A 16,361-nucleotide genomic window follows, 5' to 3' on the forward strand; every position below is an offset into this window, starting at 1 on the left:
GGCGCGCCGCGTCAGGCGGTGACGAGCCGGGCGCCGCGGGTGACGGCGGGCGTGAGGACCCGCCAGCCGTGACGGGTGAAGGCCGCGACGTGGGCGTCGTCGGCGCGGGTGAGCGTGAGGACGCTGGGTCCGGCCCCGGAGACGACCGCCGGCAGCCCGAGCTCGCGCAGCGTGTCGATGACGCGCAGCGACTCCTCCATGACGACGGCGCGCTGACGCTGGTGGAGGCGGTCCTCGGTGGCGGGCAGAAGGAGGTCGGGACGCTCGGCGAGCGCGAGGACGAGCAGCGCGGCCCGCCCGGCGTTGAAGGCGCCGTCCTCGTGGGGCACCTGCCGCGGCAGCACCGAGCGGGCGGTGCCGGTGAGCAGCTCCCCCGGCGGGACGAGGACGGTGGGACGCACGTGCTCCCCCACCCGCAGGCGGGCAGCGCGCGGGCGGCCGTCCTGCGACCACGCGACGGTGGCGCCGCCGAGGATCGCGGGCGCCGCGTTGTCCGGGTGCCCCTCGAACTCGGTGGCGAGCGCGAGGATCGTGTCGTCGTCGAGCGCCTCGGGCTCCGCGACGAGCCCGCGGGCGGCGACGAGCCCACCGACGACGGCGGCCGCCGAGGAGCCCAGCCCGCGCCCGTGCGGGATGCGGTTGTGGCAGTGCAGCTCGAGGCCTGCCTGCGGGGCGCCGGCGTGGTCGAGCGCCGCGCGGATGGCGCGCACGACGAGGTGGTTCTCCCCCTCCGGCAGCGAGCCGGCGCCGCTGCCGGCGACGGTGACGTGGGTGAGACCGGTCGTCGCGCGCACGGCGATGTCGTCGACGACGTCGATCGCCAGGCCCAGCGCGTCGAAGCCGGGTCCGAGGTTGGCGCTGGTGGCGGGGACCTGCACCCGCACCGTGTCGTGCGCGAGCCGGCCCATCGTCACGCGAGCCCGAGCGCTGCCGCGGTGGCGGCGGCCTGCGGCGCGACGACCTCGGGGTCGATGTCCGCGTTGCCGAGGGCGGTGGCGGTGTCCTTGAGACCGTTGCCGGTCACCGTGCACACGATCGTCGCGCCGGCGGGGACGAGGCCCCGCTCGGCGGCCTGGAGCAGCCCGGCGACGCTCGCCGCGGACGCGGGCTCGACGAAGACGCCGACCTCGCGGGCGAGCAGCGCCTGCGCGTCGAGGATCTGCGCGTCGCTCACAGCGTCGATCCAGCCGCCGGACTCGTCGCGCGCGGCCTCCGCCAGCGTCCAGGACGCCGGGTTGCCGATGCGGATCGCCGTCGCGACAGTCTCGGGGTGCTCGACGGGCGCGCCCTTGACGAGGGGCGCGGCGCCCTCGGCCTGGACGCCCCACATCTGCGGGGTACGGGTGGCCCGGGCCGGCAGGCCGGGGGCGTCGGTCGCGTACTCGCGGTAGCCCATCCAGTAGGCGGAGATGTTGCCCGCGTTGCCGACGGGCAGGACGTGGATGTCCGGGGCGTCCCCGAGGGCGTCGACGACCTCGAAGGCCGCCGTCTTCTGGCCCTGCAGCCGGAAGGGGTTGACGGAGTTGACGAGCGCGACGGGGTAGTCCTCGGCGAGCGAGCGGACGATCGTGAGGCAGTCGTCGAAGTTGCCGTCCACGGCGACGAGCTCGGCGCCGTGGACGATCGCCTGCGCGAGCTTGCCGGCGGCGATCTTCCCGGCGGGCAGGACGACGGCGCAGCGCAAGCCGGCGCGCACCGCGTAGGCGGCGGCGGAGGCAGAGGTGTTGCCGGTGGAGGCGCACACGACCATCTCGGTGTCCGTCGCGGCCACCTTCGACATCGCCATCGTCATGCCGCGGTCCTTGAAGGAGCCGGTGGGATTGGCGCCCTCGACCTTGACGTGGACCTGCGCGCCGACGCGCTCGCTGAGCACGGGCGCCGCGACGAGCGGCGTCCCGCCCTCGCCGAGGGTGACGACGGGGTCACCCGGCTCGATCGGCAGCCGGTCGGCGTACTCGGTGATCACGCCTCGCCACTGGTGCGCCATCAGACGTCCTCCACCCTGGTCACGGCCAGCACGCGCTTGACCGACGGAATACGGGCGACGGCGTCCGCCGTCGCTGCCAGCGCAGCCTCGCTGGCGCGGTGCGTGACGACGACGAGCACGGCGGCGCCGTCGGCGGCGTGCACCTGCTCCTGCGTCACGGTCATGATCGACAGGCCCTTCTCACCGAAGGTGCCCGCGATCTGGGCGAGCACGCCGGGCACGTCGGCGACCTCGAGGCGCAGCTGGAACTGGGTCGTCACCTCGTCGCCGCCGAGCAGCGGGAGGTCGGCGTAGCGGGACTCGGCCGGGCCGCGCCCGCCGGAGACGCGGTTGCGCCCGGCCGCGACGACGTCGCCGAGCACGGCGGACGCCGTCGGCGCCCCGCCGGCACCCTGCCCGTAGAACATGAGCCGGCCGGCGGCCTCGGTGTCGACGACGACGGCGTTGTAGGCGCCGTGGACCGCGGCCAGCGGGTGCTCGAGCGGCAGCAGCGCGGGGTGGACCCGCACCGAGATGCCCTCCCCGGCCGCGGTGGTGCGCCGCTCGGCGACGGCGAGCAGCTTGATGACGTGGTGGCCGCGGGTGGCGGCCTCGACGTCGGCGGCGGTGACGTAGCGGATCCCCTCGACGGGGACGTCGTCGATGCTCACCCGGGTGTGGAAGGCGAGGGAGGCGAGGATGGCGATCTTCGCGGCGGCGTCGTGGCCGTCGATGTCCGCGGTGGGGTCGGCCTCCGCGTAGCCCAGGGCCTGCGCGTCGGCGAGCGCCTCTCCGAAGCCGACGCCGCGGGAGGTCATCTCGTCGAGGATGAAGTTCGTCGTGCCGTTGACGATGCCGACGACGCGGCGCACGTGGTCCCCGGCGAAGGACTCACGCACCCCGCGCACGACGGGGACGGCGCCGGCGACGGCGGCCTCGAAGTACAGGTCGACCCCGCGCTCCTCGGCGGCCTCGTAGAGCTCGGGGCCGTGGGCGGCGAGCAGGGCCTTGTTCGCGGTGACGACTCCCGCGCCGGCCTCGATCGCCTCGAGGACGAGGCTGCGGGCGGGCTCGATGCCACCCATGAGCTCGATGACGAGGTCCGCGTCGCGGACGAGGCCGGACGCGTCGGTGGTGAGCAGCCGGGTGTCGACGACGTCGGCACGGGGCACGGTGGTGTCCCGCACCGCGATGCCCACGACCTCGAGCCGGGCCCCGGTCCGCGCGGTGAGGTCGTCGGCCTGCTCGGTCAGCAGCCGCACCACCTCGGTCCCCACGGTCCCGCACCCGAGCACGGCGACGCGCAGCGCCCGCTCACTCATCGACTACTCCTCTTCCTCGGTGCCGCGGTCAGGATACGGGCGACGCAGGCAGCGCCCGCCCACCCGTCCACGTGCTGTCAGCCCCCGCGCCACACCCCTTCGCCGACAGCCGGATTCCTCCGGCGGAGGATCCGGCTGTCGGCGCACCACGGGGTGCGGCGGGGGACGTGCGTCAGCCGACGTCGAGGGCGAGGAGGTCGTCCTCGGTCTCGGGCCGCACGACGTAGCGCGCCTGCCCGTCGCGCACGGCGAGCACGCCCGGGCGCGGGAGCAGGTTGTAGTTCGAGGCCATCGAGCGCCCGTAGGCACCGGTGGCGGGCACGGCGAGGAGGTCACCGGACGTGACGTCGTCCGGCAGCAGGACGTCACGCACGACGATGTCCCCGCTCTCGCAGTGCTTGCCCACGACTCGGGAGGCGACGGCGGGTGCCTCGCTGCGGCGGCTCGCGACGGCGGCGGTGTAGGCGGCGTCGTAGAGGGCGGTGCGGATGTTGTCGCTCATCCCGCCGTCCACGGAGACGTAGCGGCGCTCGGTGCCGTCCTCCGTCGTCACCGGCTTGACCGTGCCGACCCGGTACAGGGTGAGCCCGGCCGGGCCGACGACGGCGCGCCCCGGCTCGACCGACACCCGCGGGGGCGGGGTGGCGAGCTCGGCGGACAGGCGGCGCACGACGTCGGCGAGCGCGGGGGCGATCTGCGCGGGCGTGGGCGGGAGGTCGGCGCCGGTGTAGGAGATGCCGTAGCCGCCGCCGAGGTCGACCTCGGGCATGAGAGTGCCGGTCTCGGCGGCCACCTCGGCGCGCAGGCGCAGGAGCGCGCCGGCGGCGACCTCGAAGCCGGACAGGTCGAGGATCTGGGAGCCGATGTGGGAGTGCAGGCCCAGGAGCGTGAGCTCGGGGCGGGCGAGGACGGCGTCGACGGCGGCGCGGGCGGCGCCGCTCGTGAGGGACAGCCCGAACTTCTGGTCCTCGTGGGCGGTGGCGATGAAGTCGTGGCCGCCGGCGTGGACGCCGGTGGTCACCCGCACCATGACGGGCGCGGGCAGGTCGAGCTCGCCGGCGAGGTCGGCGAGGTGCTCGATCTCGCCGAGGGAGTCGACGACGACGCGTCCCACCCCGGCGCGCAGCGCCCGCTCGAGCTCGGCGTCGGACTTGTTGTTGCCGTGCAGCGCGATCCTGTCTCCCGGCACGCCGGCGCGCAGCGCCACGGCGAGCTCGCCGCCGGTGGACACGTCCACGTGCATGCCCTCCTCGGCCACCCAGCGGTCCACGGCCACGGAGGCGAAGGCCTTGCTCGCGTAGTAGACGTCCGCGCCGGCGAGATCGGCGAAGGCCTCGGTGAAGGCGGTGACGAAGGCGCGGGCGCGCCCGCGCAGGTCCGCCTCGTCGAGGACGTAGACGGGGGTGCGGTGCTCAGCCGCGATGTCACGCACGTCCAGGCCGCCGACCTCGAGGCTGCCGTCGGCGGTGCGGCGGACGGAGCCCGACCACGGGGTGCGCGGGTCAGCGGCCGACGGCTCGGGCGCCGTCGTCGGGGCGTTCACATGCGCTCCGGGGCGGAGACACCGAGGAGGCGCAGGCCGTTGGCGATGACCTGGCCAGTGGCGTCGTTGAGCCACAGCCGCGTGCGGTGGACGTCCTCGACGGGGTCGTCGCCGCGCGGGGAGACCCGGCTCTGGTCGTACCAGCGGTGGTAGGCCGCGGCGAGGTCCTCGAGGTAGCGGGCCACGCGGTGCGGCTCGCGCAGCCGGGCGGCGCGGGCGACGAGCTCGGGGAAGCCGGCGAGGTGCCCGAGGAGGACGCTGTCCGCCTCGCTGCCGATGAGCGTGGGGTCGAAGGCGTCCTCGCGGCGGACGCCGTGCTGCTCCGCGTTGCGGCTGACGTTGCGGATGCGGGCGTGCGCGTACTGGACGTAGTAGACGGGGTTGTCCATGTTCTTCTCGCGCAGCTTCTCCCCGTCCAGGCTCAGCGGGGAGTCCGCGGGGAAGCGCGCGAGGGTGTAGCGGACCGGGTCGGTGCCGATCCACTCGATGAGGTCGCTCAGCTCGATGATGTTGCCGGCGCGCTTGCTCAGCCGCGCCCCGGCGACGGACACGAGCTGGCCGATGAGGACCTCGATGTTGACCTCGGGGTCGTCGCCCGCGCAGGCGGCGATCGCCTTGAGCCGGTTGACGTAGCCGTGGTGGTCGGCGCCGAGGAGGTAGATCTTCTCGGGGAAGCCGCGGTCCTTCTTCGACAGGTAGTACGCGGCGTCCGCGGCGAAGTACGTCGGGGTGCCGTCGGCGCGGATGAGGACGCGGTCCTTGTCGTCACCGAAGTCGGTGGTGCGCAGCCAGACGGCGCCGTCGGCGTCGAAGACGTGCCCCTGCTCGCGCAGGCGGGCGACGGCGGTCTCGACGGCGCCGCTGCCGTGGAGCTCGCGCTCGGAGAAGTAGACGTCGAAGTGCACCTCGAACTCGGCGAGGACCTCCTGGATCTCGCCCAGCTGGAGCCGGTAGCCGGTCTCCCGGGCGACGGCGACGGCCTCGTCCTCGGGCAGCTCGAGGAGGTCGGGGCGCTGGGCGAGGACCTTCTGGGCGAGCTGGGTGACGTACTCGCCGCGGTACCCGTCCTCGGGGACCTCGGTGCCGGCGGCCCGGGCGAGGACCGAGGCACCGAACTTGTCCATCTGGGCACCGGCGTCGTTGATGTAGTACTCCGGCGTCACGTCGGCGCCGGAGGCGCGGAGCAGCCGGACGAGGGCGTCGCCGAGCGCCGCCCACCGGGTGTGGCCGATGTGGAGGGGGCCGGTGGGGTTGGCCGAGACGAACTCGAGGTTGACGGCGTGGCCGGCGAGCGCCTCGTTGCGGCCGTAGGCCTCCCCCGTCTCGACGATCGAGCGTGCGAGCTCACCGGCGGCACCGGCCTCGAGGCGGATGTTGAGGAAGCCGGGACCCGCCACCGAGGCCTCCGCCACCCCCGCCGCGCCGCCGAGGCGCTCGGCGAGCAGCTCGGCGAGGGCACGGGGGTTGGTGCCGGCCTTCTTCGCCAGCTGCATCGCGACGTTGGTCGCCCAGTCCCCGTGCTCCCGCTGTCGCGGCCGCTCGACCTTGACCTCGCCGATCTCCTCGGCGGAGAGGGCCAGGGTGCCGTCGGCGACGGCGTCGAGGAGGCAGGAGCGGATGAGCGCGGCGAGTTCGGTCGGAGTCACCGAACCAGGGTACAAGCGCCGCGATCCCCTCCGGCGCGCGGGCTACAGCGGCAGGCTGGCGTAGAACTGGCTCACGTAGTCGGCGCTGCCGGTGATCTGCAGGACGTGGCCGCGGTCGGTCGTCCAGATGTAGCGGCCGCGCTCGTCCTCGAGGAAGAAGGCCCAGAAGGTTCCGGTCTCGTTGGTGTAGGTGTCACCGGTGTCGACCTGCTCGCCGTCGACGGCCTCGACCATCTCGGCGGCGAAGGCGTCGGCGGCCTCGTTGTCGGGCCACAGGGTCGCCCGCATCTCGATGGTCTCGTCGCCGCTCTCGTAGGTGCCGCGGTAGGCCTCGACCGCGCCGTTGACACGGTCGTCGGGGGTGAAGCCCTCCTCGGAGAGCTCGAAGGTGAGGTCGCCGACGGAGACGGTCTCGTCGAGGTCGGCGAGCAGCTCGGAGGCGGGCTCCTCGGTGGGCTCCTCCGTCGTGGCGCTCGGCTCCGGCTCGTCGGTCGGCTCCTCGGTCGTGGCCGGCTCCGTGGGCTCCTCGGTCTCCCCCGGCGTGGTCGTCGCCTCCGCCGTCGGGGTCGGTGAGGTCGCGGGTGCCGGGTCTTCGTCGTCCCCGCCCAGGAGTAGCGCCGCGGCGATGCCGCCGGCCACGAGGAGGACGACGACGGCGATGACGGTGGGCAGCACCCAGCGAGGGCGCCCGCCCTCGGGCTCGGGCTCCGGCTCCGGCTCGGTGGTGCTCGCGTCGGAGTAGATCGTGCGGCCGGGGTCGGGTGCCTGGCCGTAGCTCGCGGCCGAGTAGGCGGCGGTCGTGTCCGCGGGCGGGGTGTGCGGCGCGTCGTAGGGCGAGCGCGCGAAGCCGTCGCCCTCGTCGGGGGTGCGGGGGGCGTCGTCGTCGGACGGTTCGGGCGTCGGGCCCGTGGGCGGCTGCTGGCTCATGTCGTCTCCTTCACGTCCGGCGCGGGAACGCCTGGGAAGTGCGGCGTCCACCCTAGGACCTCATCCTCCCCCTGTCTCCCCACACCCGCCGGACGTGGCGGGCGCCACGTCCGGCCGATGTCAGGATGGCCCGCCGCCCCTGATAGCATCGCCGAGCGTCGTGCCCCTGTAGCTCAGTGGATAGAGCGTCTGCCTCCGGAGCAGAAGGTCGCTGGTTCGAGTCCAGTCGGGGGCACTCATGCTGCCCGGACGCGGGCGCCCGGCTCAGGCCGGGGCCCACCACCGCGGCAGGGCCGACATGATCTCCCGCGAGCGGGCGGCGGAGTCGGTCGTCTCCTGTGCCGCCCACACCCCGACCGCCGCCGCGCACGCGGCGCCGACCATCTGGGCCGCCGTCATCTCGTCGATGTCGATGACCCTGCCCCGCTCGGCGAGCCGGCGGTGGGCGTCCAGGGCCCGCTCGGCCAGGGCGTCGGCGACGATGCGCTGGAACTGGTGGTCGCCGTCGCTGGCGAAGAGGCGACGGTACGTGGGCCGGTTGCCGGCGATGTGGTCGAGCATCCCCGCCAGGGCGGCGCCGTAGGTCTCGGCGACCCCGCCCATGCCCTCCGGCAGGCTCGCGACGTCCACCGAGGCGAGGTCGTTGATGAGGGACGAGTACATGTAGCCGGCGAACTCGGCGACCGACGAGAAGTGCTTGTAGAAGGTCGTCCGGTGGATGCCGGCCACCCGGCACAGCTCGGAGACGTTGATCTCGCTGATCGACTGGTCCTCGAGGAGGGTGGTCATGGCACGCTCCAGGAGCGCCAGCGTGCGCCGCGTGCGCGGGTCGGTGTGCGACTCGTGGAGGGTCATCGCCACATTGTGCACCACCCCGCCGTCCGGCAGGGGCTGTTCACACGTGGGCCGGCAAGCCTGTGGAACGGTCACCGTGGGCACCGTCGTCCCACTGCCCGCGGGCGCGCAGCACCGCGCGCAGCACCGTGGGCCGGTCGGTGACGAGGCCGTCGACACCGAGGTCGAGGAGCCGGTGCATGGTGGGGGCGTCGTCGATGGTCCACACGTGGACCTCCAGGCCCAGGCGGTGCGCGCGCTGGACGAAGGCGGGGGTGACGACCGGGACGCCGCGGTGGCGCACGGGCACCTGCACGCACGCGGCACGGTCCGTCGTCGTGCCCGACGGCGTGGGGACGCCGCGCGCGGGGGCGCCGAGCGTTGCGGCGACGACGAGGCGGGCGGTCTCCTGCCGGGCCAGGCTCGTGGCGACGCGCCCCTGGGTGGCCCGGCGCACGACCTGCACCCGGCGGTCGGAGAAGGAGGCGAGGCACACGCGGTCGCCCGCTCCCGCCTCGGCGATCGTGCGGAGCGCCGGGCCGACGACGCCGTCCTCCTTGAGGTCGATGTTGAGGCGCAGGCCCGGGAAGTCCCGCAGCGCCTCGTCGAGCCGGACGAGGGAGCCGCCGGAGCGGTCGCGCAGCCGCGACGCCTGCTCCCACGTGAGCGCGGAGAGGGGACCGTGGCCGTCGGTCGTCCGGTCGAGCGTGGGGTCGTGGTGGAGAACGACGACGCCGTCCGCGGTGCAGCGGACGTCGGTCTCGAAGTAGCGGTAGCCGAGGGCCTCGACGTGCTCGAGGGCGGCGCGGGAGTTCTCCGGCGCCTCCGCCCCTCCCCCGCGGTGCGCGAGCGCGGCTGGGCCGCGCCGGTCGAGGTAGGGGGTCCCTCCGGCGCGGCCGCCGCTCAGGAGGCCGTGCACTGGCTCGGGGCGACCAGGGTGAGGCCGAGCGAGGCGAGGAAGGGCAGGGGGTCGACGGTCGTGCCGTAGGCGCGGGTCGGGAAGGGGTTGCGCGGGCGGGGCTCGGAGGCCTCCGTGGGCTCCTCCGACGGCTCCTCGCTGGGCTCCTCCGACGGCTCCGGGCTCGGGGTCTCGCTCGGCTCGGGGCTGGGCGTCTTGCTCGGCTCCGGGCTGGGCGTCGCGCTCGGGTCGTCCGGGTCGGGGGTGGCGCTCGGGTCATCGGGGTCCGGCGTCGCGCTCGGGTCATCGGGGTCCGGCGTCGCGCTCGGGTCGTCCGGGTCCGGCGTCGCGTCCGGGTCGTCCGGGTCCGGCGTCGCGTCCGGGTCGTCCGGGTCCGGCGTCGCGTCCGGGTCGTCGGGGTCCGGCGTCGCGTCCGGGTCGTCGGGGTCCGGCGTCGCGTCCGGGTCGTCGGGGTCCGGCGTCGCGTCCGGGTCGTCGGGGTCCGGCGTCGCGCCCGGGTCGTCCGGGTCCGGCGTCTTGTCGTCGCCCGGGCTCGGGACGGCACCGAGGACCATGGCGGTGGACGTCCGGGTGACCGGGGTCTTCGTCAGCCCGAGGCCCGCGTCGGAGGTGTGGATCTCGAAGTGGAGGTGCGGGCCGGTGGAGTTGCCGTTGCTCCCCACCTCCGCGATGACCTCACCGGCGCGCACGTGCTGCCCGGGCTCGACGAAGACGCCGTCGGGGTACATGTGGACGTACCAGCTGTAGAAGGTCGTGTCCCGCACCGTGTGCTCGATGATGACGAGCTCGCTGGACCGGCCCAGCCGCCCGGCGCCCGTGTAGACGACCGTGCCGTCGGTGACGGCGTGGATGGGCGTGCCGAGCGGGGCGGCGAAGTCCACGCCCATGTGGAGCGAGTAGCTGCCGAAGATCGGGTGGGTGCGGTAGCCGTAGGGCGAGGTCACCCGGTAGGTGCCCGGGGCCACCGGATAGCTCGCGCACAGCGGGGAGTCGGTGAAGGGGTCGGTGTGGGCCTTGAGGGTGGCCACCGACTCGGCGACGAGCGTGACGCCGCCACCGAGGCCGAACTCCTCCGTCGGCGCCAGGGGCTTCACGGACCCCACCGGCTCGGCCTCGAGGGTGAGGTCCGCCGTGACGAACGCGCCGCCCGGCACCTTCGTGGGGCTCGGCACCGCCGTCCCGGCGGTCGTCAGGGCCGTGGTGCCGACGAGGAGGGCGGCGCAGCCGACCAGTCCCGCGCGGCGGAGGCGTGCCAGCCCGCCGGGACGCGGACCGGTCGCAGGAGCGTCGGCGACAGGCGCCGGCAATCCCCCTGCAGTCAGTGACATCCACGTCCCCTTGCGATCACGGCCGCGCAGGCACGCGGCCGGCCCAGCGTAACCGAGGTCACACGCCCGGGTCCATCCGCCCATCGGGCAGACCGAAGGGCAGCGTCGTCAGCAGTCGGCGGAGACCATGACGGCGTCGTGGTCGGCGAGGAAGGCGCCGGGGTCCGTCGTCGTCCCGGACTCGTCGAGGTGGATCTCGAGGTGGAGGTGAGGGCCGGTGGAGTTGCCGTTGTTGCCGACCTCGCCGATGACCTCACCGCCGCGGACCTGCTGGCCCTCGGTGACGAAGACGCCGTCCTCGTACATGTGGACGTACCAGCTGAAGAAGGTTTGACCGTCGATCTCGTGCTCGACGATGACGAGCATGCTCGAGCGCCCGTCCAGGCCCTCACCCGCGTGGACGACGACGCCGTCGGCGACCGCGTGGATGGGCGTGCCGAGCGGGGCGGCGAAGTCGAGACCCTCGTGCTTGGTCCACGTGCCCTGGATCGGGTGCACGCGGTTCCCGTACAGGGAGCTCTGCGTGTAGGTGCCGACGGCGAGCGGCATGGCCATGCGCTCGGCCCCGAGCGCGGCGCCGGCGCCGTTGGCCCCGCTGCCGGTGAGGGCGCTGCAGATCGCGGCGTCGCGGTCGACGCTGCGCGAGCTCTGGACGAGCGCGCGGGCGGAGGCGCTGGAGTCGGCGAGGAGGGCGGCGGTGCTGCCGGCGGCGTCGGAGTCGAGCTGGGAGGCCGCGGCGTCGAGGGCGTCGAGGACGGTCTCGCCGGCCGGGACGGTGGCCACGGTGGGCAGCTCCTCGGCGGCCCCGTGGTCGGTGCCCACGAAGCCGGCGAGCGGGGCGACGATCGTCGCGGCACCGAGCGCACCGAGGACGGCCGCGCGCGGCATCCAGCGGGGGGCGTGCACGCGGACCGGGCGGCGCGCGGAGGCCTGGTGCGCGGCGCGCAGCTCGGCGCGGCTGCGGTACTGCGGGCGGGCGGGGGCGGTCGTGCTGCCCTGCGCGGCCGCGGGGACGGTCGGGCTGCCCTCCGGGGCCGTGACGGCGGCCGTGGCCTCCTGCGAGGCGGTCGCCACGTGCCGGGCCTGGCCCACGCGGCCGACGGTGCCGTCGAGCGGGACGATGGCGACGAGCGAGCCGGTGAGCGCGGACGCCGCACGGGCGGCCGTCTCTCGGACGGCGAGCTGGCCGGCGCGGCGCTCCGCCTCCCGTAGCTGCCGTCGCGTCATCGGTGCCGTGGAGGGCATCGAGGCGCGCGCGGGCATAGGGAACCTTTCGGTGGATGGAGGGGCGCCGGGCAGACCCGGCGTGTCACGAAACAGTAACGACACCCGTGGCGCCGAGTCCACAAACGCGTCGGACCCTGTGCACGAGTGGTTCAGGAGGCGGCGCTGTGGCGCTGCATCGAGTCAGACACCTCGCCGACGAGCTCCTCGAGGATGTCCTCGAGGAAGACGACACCGACCGTCGGGCCACCCGGCAGCCCGACCCCGGCGAGGTGGGTCCCGGTGCGCTGCATGACCGCCAGGACGTCCTCGATCTCGTCTGTTGGCGCCACTCTGGGCAGCGCGCGCACCCGCCAGCGCGGGACCGGCTGGGCGCGCAGCGGGCCCTCGGCGTAGAGGACGTCCTTGATGTGGAGGTACCCGTCGACGGCACCCTCGAGGTTGCGCACCGGGAAGCGGGAGAAACCCGTCCGCGCGACCGCCGCCTCGAAGGCCTCGGGGGTCGTTCCGTCCTCGAGGGTGACGAGGTTCTCATCGGCGACCATGACCTCGGCGGCGTTCTTCTCGGAGAACTCCAGTGCCCCGGAGAGCAGCCCGAGCTCGTCCTGGAGCACGCCCTCCCGCTGCGAGCGCTCGATGATCGCGGCGACCTCCTCGGCGGTGAAGGCCGAGGTGACCTCGCTCTTCGGCTCGACACCGAAGAGCCGCAGGACGAGGTTGGCGAGCTCGTTGAGCGCGCGGATGAGCGGGGACAGGACGCGGGAGAGGAGGACGAGCGGCGGCCCGAACCACATCGCCGCCTTCTCCGGGCTGGTGACCGCGAGGTTCTTCGGCACCATCTCCCCGACGACGACGTGGAGGTAGATGACGAGCGCGAGCGCCACGGCGAAGCCGACGACGTGCGCGGACGCCGCGGGCAGCCCGAGGTCCATGAGCGGGCCCTCGACGAGGCGGGCGATGGCCGGCTCGGCCACCGCACCGATCCCCGTCGAGCAGACGGTGATGCCGAGCTGGGCGCAGGCCATCATGAGCGTCGCGTGCTCCATGGCCCACAGCACCGTGCGGGCGCGGCGGGAGGTCTCGGCGAGCGGCTCGACCCGGCTGCGCCGCGCGGACATGATCGCGAACTCGGCGCCGACGAAGAAGGCGTTGGCGACGAGGAGGACGAGGCCGACGAGCAGGGCGGTTCCCGAGCTCATGCGTCCACCTCCGTCCCACGGGCGCGCAGGCGCTCGATGCGCCGGCCGTCCATGAGCTCCACGCGCAGGACGACGCCGGGCAGCTCGACCTCGTCACCGACCTCGGCGATGCGCCCGAGCCGGGCCATGACGAGGCCGCCGAGCGTCTCGTAGGGCCCGTCGTCGGGGACGACGAGGTGGGCGAGGTGCGCGAGCTCGTCGGGGCGCATGACGCCGGGGACGACCCAGCTGCCGTCGGCCGTCTCGTGGGCGCCGGCGCGGCGGCGGTCGTGCTCGTCGGACACCTCGCCGACGATCTCCTCGACGACGTCCTCGAGCGTGACGATGCCGGACGTGCCGCCGTACTCGTCGACGACGACCGCCATCTGCATGCCGTCGTCGCGCAGGGAGACGAGCAGCGCGGCGAGGCCGAGGGTCTCGGGGACGCGCGGCGCCGGGATCATGAGGCTGCCGGCCGTCACCGGGACGTCGCCGCGGCGGTCGTGGGGCACGGCGATGGCGCGGCGCAGGTTGACCAGGCCGACGACGTCGTCGTCGTCGTCACCGAGGACGGGGAAGCGGGAGTGGCCGGTGCGGCGGGCGGTGGAGACGACGTCGGCCGCCGTCGCCGTGCGCGGCAGCGCCGTCATCCGCACGCGGTCGGTCATGACGTCGACGGCGGTGAGCGCCCCGATCCCGATGGAGCGGGTGAGGAGCGTCGCCGTGCCGATGTCGAGCGTGCCCTGCTCCGCCGAGCGGCGCACGAGCGCGGTGAGCTCGCTGGCGGAGCGGCCGCCGGCGAGCTCCTCGACCGGCTCGACGCCGAAGCGGCGCAGGATCGCGTTCGCGTTGCCGTTGAGGAGGGAGATGACCGGGCGCAGCACGCGGGTGAAGCCCCGCTGCAGCGGGGCGACGACGCCCGCCGTCGCGAAGGGGTCGGCGAGGGCGAGGTTCTTGGGGACGAGCTCCCCGAAGAGCATGGAGAAGCCGTTGACGAGCACGAGGGAGACGACGACGGCGGTGGCGCCGGCGGCCGCGGTGGCCAGGCCGGTGGAGCCGAGCGGGCCGCCCAGCAGCGTGACGAGGGCCGACTGCGCCGTGTAGCCGAGCAGGACGGTGGTGAGCGTGATGCCCACCTGCGCGCCGGAGAGCTCGGTCGACAGGTGCTGCAGGGCGCGCTGCACGCCGAGGGCGCGCTTGTCGCCGGCGGCCACGCGCCGGTCGACGGTGGCCGGGTCCATCGCGACGAGGGAGAACTCGGCCGCGACGAAGACGGCGGTGCCGGCGGTGAGCGCGACGCCCAGGAGGACGAGCAGCCACTCGGTCAGCACCGGCACGCCCCTGGATGGGTGGGGAGGCCGCCGGGACTCGGGGGCTCGGCGTCCGCGTCACCCTCCGGATGTCGGGGTTCGGCGTCCGCCTCGGGACTGGCAGGCTCCGCGTCCGGTCCCGCGGCGGTGCCGGGGACCTCCAGCGGGCTGGTCTGTTGCTGCGCCATAGTGCGGACACGATACCGGCAGCGGGTGCGCACGGGGGTACTGCGGGGCACCGGTGTGCCAGAGTGCACTCATGGCCCACACCGGTCCCCCCACCACCGACGCCACCCGGGTGCTCGTCGTCGAGGACGAGCCGGACATCGCGGCGCAGATCGCCCACCGGCTGGCCGCCGAGGGCTGGCGCGTCGAGATCGCCGGGGACGGCCCCGGCGGGGTGGCCGCGGCGCGGACCTTCCTGCCCGACGTCGTCGTCCTCGACGTCATGCTGCCCGGGCTCGACGGCCTCGAGGTGTGCCGCCGGATCCAGGCCGAGCGCGAGGTGCCCGTCCTCATGCTCACCGCGCGCGACGACGAGACCGACATCCTCGTGGGCCTCGGCGTCGGGGCCGACGACTACATGACCAAGCCCTTCTCCATGCGCGAGCTGCTCGCCCGCCTCAAGGCGCTGGTCCGCCGGGCCGAGCGTGCCCGCCGCACCGCCGTGGAGGACAGCGGTGAGCCCGGTGAGGCGCCGCTCGTCCTCGGTGACCTCGAGATCGACCGCAACCAGCGCCGGGTGCGCCGTGGCGGCTCCGAGGCCCACCTCACCCCGACCGAGTTCGACCTCCTCGTGTGCCTCGCCGCGAGCCCCCGCACGGTGTTCTCCCGCGAGAAGCTGCTCGCGGAGGTGTGGGACTGGGCCGACGCGTCCGGTACCCGCACGGTCGACTCCCACGTCAAGGCGCTACGCCGCAAGCTCGGCGCCGACCTCGTGCGCACCGTCCACGGCGTCGGCTACGCGCTGGAACCGACCGGGGACGCCGCGGAGGCACGGTGAGCGGCCCGGGCGCGCGGCACGCCCGAGGGGGCCTGCGGATGTCGCGCCCCCTCGACCGCTTCGGCTCCCTCAAGATCAAGCTCGGTGTGCTCGTGGCGGTCACCGTCACCGCGGCCGCCTTCCTCACCTGGCTGGGGCTGCGCCACGAGCTGGGCCCCACCCGGACCTTCCCGCTCGCCATCGTCTCGGCGCTCGTCGTCACCCAGGTGCTGGCCCACGGCATGACCTCCCCGCTGCGGGAGATGACGGCCGCGGCGCGCGCGATGGCGCGTGGTGACTACTCGCGCCGGGTCACCGAGTCGAGCAACGACGAGGTCGGCGAGCTCGCGCGCGCCTTCAACCAGATGGCCGAGGACCTCGCGTCCGTCGACACCGCCCACCGGGAGATCGTCGCCAACGTGTCCCACGAGCTGCGCACCCCGGTGGCCGCGCTGCAGGCCCAGCTGGAGAACCTCGCCGACGGCGTCGTGCCCGCCTCCCCCGAGGCGCTGGAGGGGGCGCTGCGCCAGACCCAGCGGCTGGGCCGGCTCGTCGGCTACCTCCTCGACCTGTCCCGGGTGGAGGCGGGCGTCGTGGGGCTGGAGCTCGAGGACGTCGCCGTGCGGACACTCGTGGACGAGGCCGTCGCGGAGGCGGCCGCCGCGGCCAGCGCCGCGGGCCGGGACGTGCGCTGGGAGGTGACCGTGGAGCCGGCCGAGCTGCGGCTGCGGGTGGACCCCGTCCGGATCTCCCAGGTGCTCGCCAACCTGCTCGACAACGCCGTCCGGCACACGCCGTCGGGCACGCTCGTGTCGGTGCGGGCGTCCTCGGCGGCGCTGCGCGGGGAGGTCGTCATCGACGTCGTCGACTCCGGTGCCGGCATCCCGCCCGCCGACCGGGAGCGGGTCTTCGAGCGGTTCCAGCGGGGCAACAGCCCCGCGCTCACCGGGCGTGCGAGCACGGGCGGCACCGGGCTGGGGCTGGCGATCTCCCGGTGGGCGGTGGCGATCCACGGCGGCACGATCGAGGTCGCCGACTCCCAGGCCGGCGAGGGCGCCACCGTCCGGCTGCGGCTGCCCACCCGCGGCCCCCGGCTGCCACGGTCCGCGGGGACGATGCAGGGCCCCGCCTGACACTGCCTTGACCGCCGGTTGGGACTGAGGTCCGAGGTGCGCAGGCAGG

At 74.7% G+C, this 16,361-nt stretch carries 14 protein-coding genes and 1 tRNA gene; 3 read left to right on the forward strand and 12 right to left on the reverse strand.

All coding sequences use genetic code 11. The annotated features are described in order from the left end of the window. Window positions 1–11: 11 nt before the first annotated feature. The 6 genes from thrB to ACWPXV_RS04220 all read right to left on the reverse strand — a co-directional run bounded on the left by thrB (window position 12) and on the right by ACWPXV_RS04220 (window position 7,404). Window positions 12–908, reverse strand: coding sequence for a homoserine kinase (thrB, locus tag ACWPXV_RS04195; RefSeq protein ID WP_454084042.1), 897 nt, complete (start codon window positions 906–908; stop codon window positions 12–14). Window positions 909–910: 2 nt separating this feature from the next. Continuing rightward, the gene (gene thrC, locus ACWPXV_RS04200; protein WP_454084043.1) at window positions 911–1,987 is read right to left on the reverse strand and encodes a threonine synthase; all 1,077 of its coding nucleotides are present in this window, start codon (window positions 1,985–1,987) and stop codon (window positions 911–913) included. Further along, on the reverse strand, window positions 1,987–3,288 hold the full coding sequence (locus tag ACWPXV_RS04205) for a homoserine dehydrogenase (protein ID WP_454084044.1): 1,302 nt from the start codon (window positions 3,286–3,288) through the stop codon (window positions 1,987–1,989). Before ACWPXV_RS04205 ends, thrC begins: the two co-directional genes overlap by 1 nt. A gap of 172 nt (window positions 3,289–3,460) precedes the next feature. Next, the gene (gene lysA, locus ACWPXV_RS04210; RefSeq protein WP_454084045.1) at window positions 3,461–4,831 is read right to left on the reverse strand and encodes a diaminopimelate decarboxylase; all 1,371 of its coding nucleotides are present in this window, start codon (window positions 4,829–4,831) and stop codon (window positions 3,461–3,463) included. Next, the gene (argS, locus tag ACWPXV_RS04215) at window positions 4,828–6,477 is read right to left on the reverse strand and encodes an arginine--tRNA ligase (RefSeq protein ID WP_454084046.1); all 1,650 of its coding nucleotides are present in this window, start codon (window positions 6,475–6,477) and stop codon (window positions 4,828–4,830) included. Before argS ends, lysA begins: the two co-directional genes overlap by 4 nt. Before the next feature lie 42 nt (window positions 6,478–6,519). After that, a complete protein-coding gene (locus ACWPXV_RS04220) occupies window positions 6,520–7,404 on the reverse strand; it encodes a hypothetical protein (protein ID WP_454084047.1) in 885 nt (294 codons plus the stop codon). Between the two features lie 162 nt (window positions 7,405–7,566). Between ACWPXV_RS04220 and ACWPXV_RS04225 the strand changes: the two genes are divergently transcribed. Next, window positions 7,567–7,639 (forward strand) — tRNA-Arg (locus ACWPXV_RS04225). Window positions 7,640–7,668: 29 nt separating this feature from the next. On the opposite strand, the gene ACWPXV_RS04230 is transcribed toward ACWPXV_RS04225, so the two are convergent. The 6 genes from ACWPXV_RS04230 to ACWPXV_RS04255 all read right to left on the reverse strand — a co-directional run bounded on the left by ACWPXV_RS04230 (window position 7,669) and on the right by ACWPXV_RS04255 (window position 14,215). Further along, a complete protein-coding gene (locus ACWPXV_RS04230) occupies window positions 7,669–8,259 on the reverse strand; it encodes a TetR/AcrR family transcriptional regulator (protein WP_454084048.1) in 591 nt (196 codons plus the stop codon). A 40-nt stretch (window positions 8,260–8,299) separates the two neighbouring features. Continuing rightward, a complete protein-coding gene (locus tag ACWPXV_RS04235) occupies window positions 8,300–9,157 on the reverse strand; it encodes a glycerophosphodiester phosphodiesterase (protein WP_454084049.1) in 858 nt (285 codons plus the stop codon). Beyond that, window positions 9,142–10,485 carry a peptidoglycan DD-metalloendopeptidase family protein gene (locus tag ACWPXV_RS04240; protein WP_454084050.1) on the reverse strand — a complete coding sequence of 448 codons (1,344 nt, stop codon included), beginning with the start codon at window positions 10,483–10,485 and terminating at the stop codon, window positions 9,142–9,144. Before ACWPXV_RS04240 ends, ACWPXV_RS04235 begins: the two co-directional genes overlap by 16 nt. A 108-nt stretch (window positions 10,486–10,593) precedes the next feature. Then, window positions 10,594–11,712: a M23 family metallopeptidase gene (locus ACWPXV_RS04245; protein WP_454084051.1), complete on the reverse strand. Its 1,119-nt coding sequence runs from the start codon at window positions 11,710–11,712 to the stop codon at window positions 10,594–10,596. Window positions 11,713–11,861: 149 nt separating this feature from the next. After that, on the reverse strand, window positions 11,862–12,908 hold the full coding sequence (locus ACWPXV_RS04250) for a hemolysin family protein (protein ID WP_454084052.1): 1,047 nt from the start codon (window positions 12,906–12,908) through the stop codon (window positions 11,862–11,864). Continuing rightward, the gene (locus ACWPXV_RS04255; RefSeq protein WP_454084110.1) at window positions 12,905–14,215 is read right to left on the reverse strand and encodes a hemolysin family protein; all 1,311 of its coding nucleotides are present in this window, start codon (window positions 14,213–14,215) and stop codon (window positions 12,905–12,907) included. The genes ACWPXV_RS04250 and ACWPXV_RS04255 overlap by 4 nt, the downstream gene beginning before the upstream one ends. Window positions 14,216–14,456: 241 nt before the next feature. On the opposite strand from ACWPXV_RS04255, the gene ACWPXV_RS04260 reads away from it, so the two are divergent. Together ACWPXV_RS04260 and ACWPXV_RS04265 are read left to right on the forward strand one after the other, a co-directional pair. Next, window positions 14,457–15,200 (forward strand): response regulator, encoded by a 744-nt coding sequence (locus ACWPXV_RS04260; protein ID WP_454084053.1) that lies wholly within the window; start codon window positions 14,457–14,459, stop codon window positions 15,198–15,200. 38 nt (window positions 15,201–15,238) lie between these two features. Beyond that, the gene (locus tag ACWPXV_RS04265; RefSeq protein ID WP_454084054.1) at window positions 15,239–16,312 is read left to right on the forward strand and encodes a sensor histidine kinase; all 1,074 of its coding nucleotides are present in this window, start codon (window positions 15,239–15,241) and stop codon (window positions 16,310–16,312) included. Window positions 16,313–16,361 lie beyond the last annotated feature (49 nt).

The organism is Georgenia sp. Marseille-Q6866, from assembly GCF_965111665.1.

Coding starts and splice junctions, on each gene's coding strand:
- ACWPXV_RS04260 (WP_454084053.1), top strand. CDS start 14,457: ATGGCCCACACCGGTCCCCCCACCACCGACGCCACCCGGGTGCTCGTC.
- ACWPXV_RS04205 (WP_454084044.1), bottom strand. CDS start 3,288: ATGAGTGAGCGGGCGCTGCGCGTCGCCGTGCTCGGGTGCGGGACCGTG.
- ACWPXV_RS04250 (WP_454084052.1), bottom strand. CDS start 12,908: ATGAGCTCGGGAACCGCCCTGCTCGTCGGCCTCGTCCTCCTCGTCGCC.
- ACWPXV_RS04230 (WP_454084048.1), bottom strand. CDS start 8,259: ATGACCCTCCACGAGTCGCACACCGACCCGCGCACGCGGCGCACGCTG.
- ACWPXV_RS04265 (WP_454084054.1), top strand. CDS start 15,239: ATGTCGCGCCCCCTCGACCGCTTCGGCTCCCTCAAGATCAAGCTCGGT.
- thrC (WP_454084043.1), bottom strand. CDS start 1,987: ATGGCGCACCAGTGGCGAGGCGTGATCACCGAGTACGCCGACCGGCTG.
- thrB (WP_454084042.1), bottom strand. CDS start 908: ATGGGCCGGCTCGCGCACGACACGGTGCGGGTGCAGGTCCCCGCCACC.
- ACWPXV_RS04220 (WP_454084047.1), bottom strand. CDS start 7,404: ATGAGCCAGCAGCCGCCCACGGGCCCGACGCCCGAACCGTCCGACGAC.
- ACWPXV_RS04245 (WP_454084051.1), bottom strand. CDS start 11,712: ATGACGCGACGGCAGCTACGGGAGGCGGAGCGCCGCGCCGGCCAGCTC.
- ACWPXV_RS04240 (WP_454084050.1), bottom strand. CDS start 10,485: ATGTCACTGACTGCAGGGGGATTGCCGGCGCCTGTCGCCGACGCTCCT.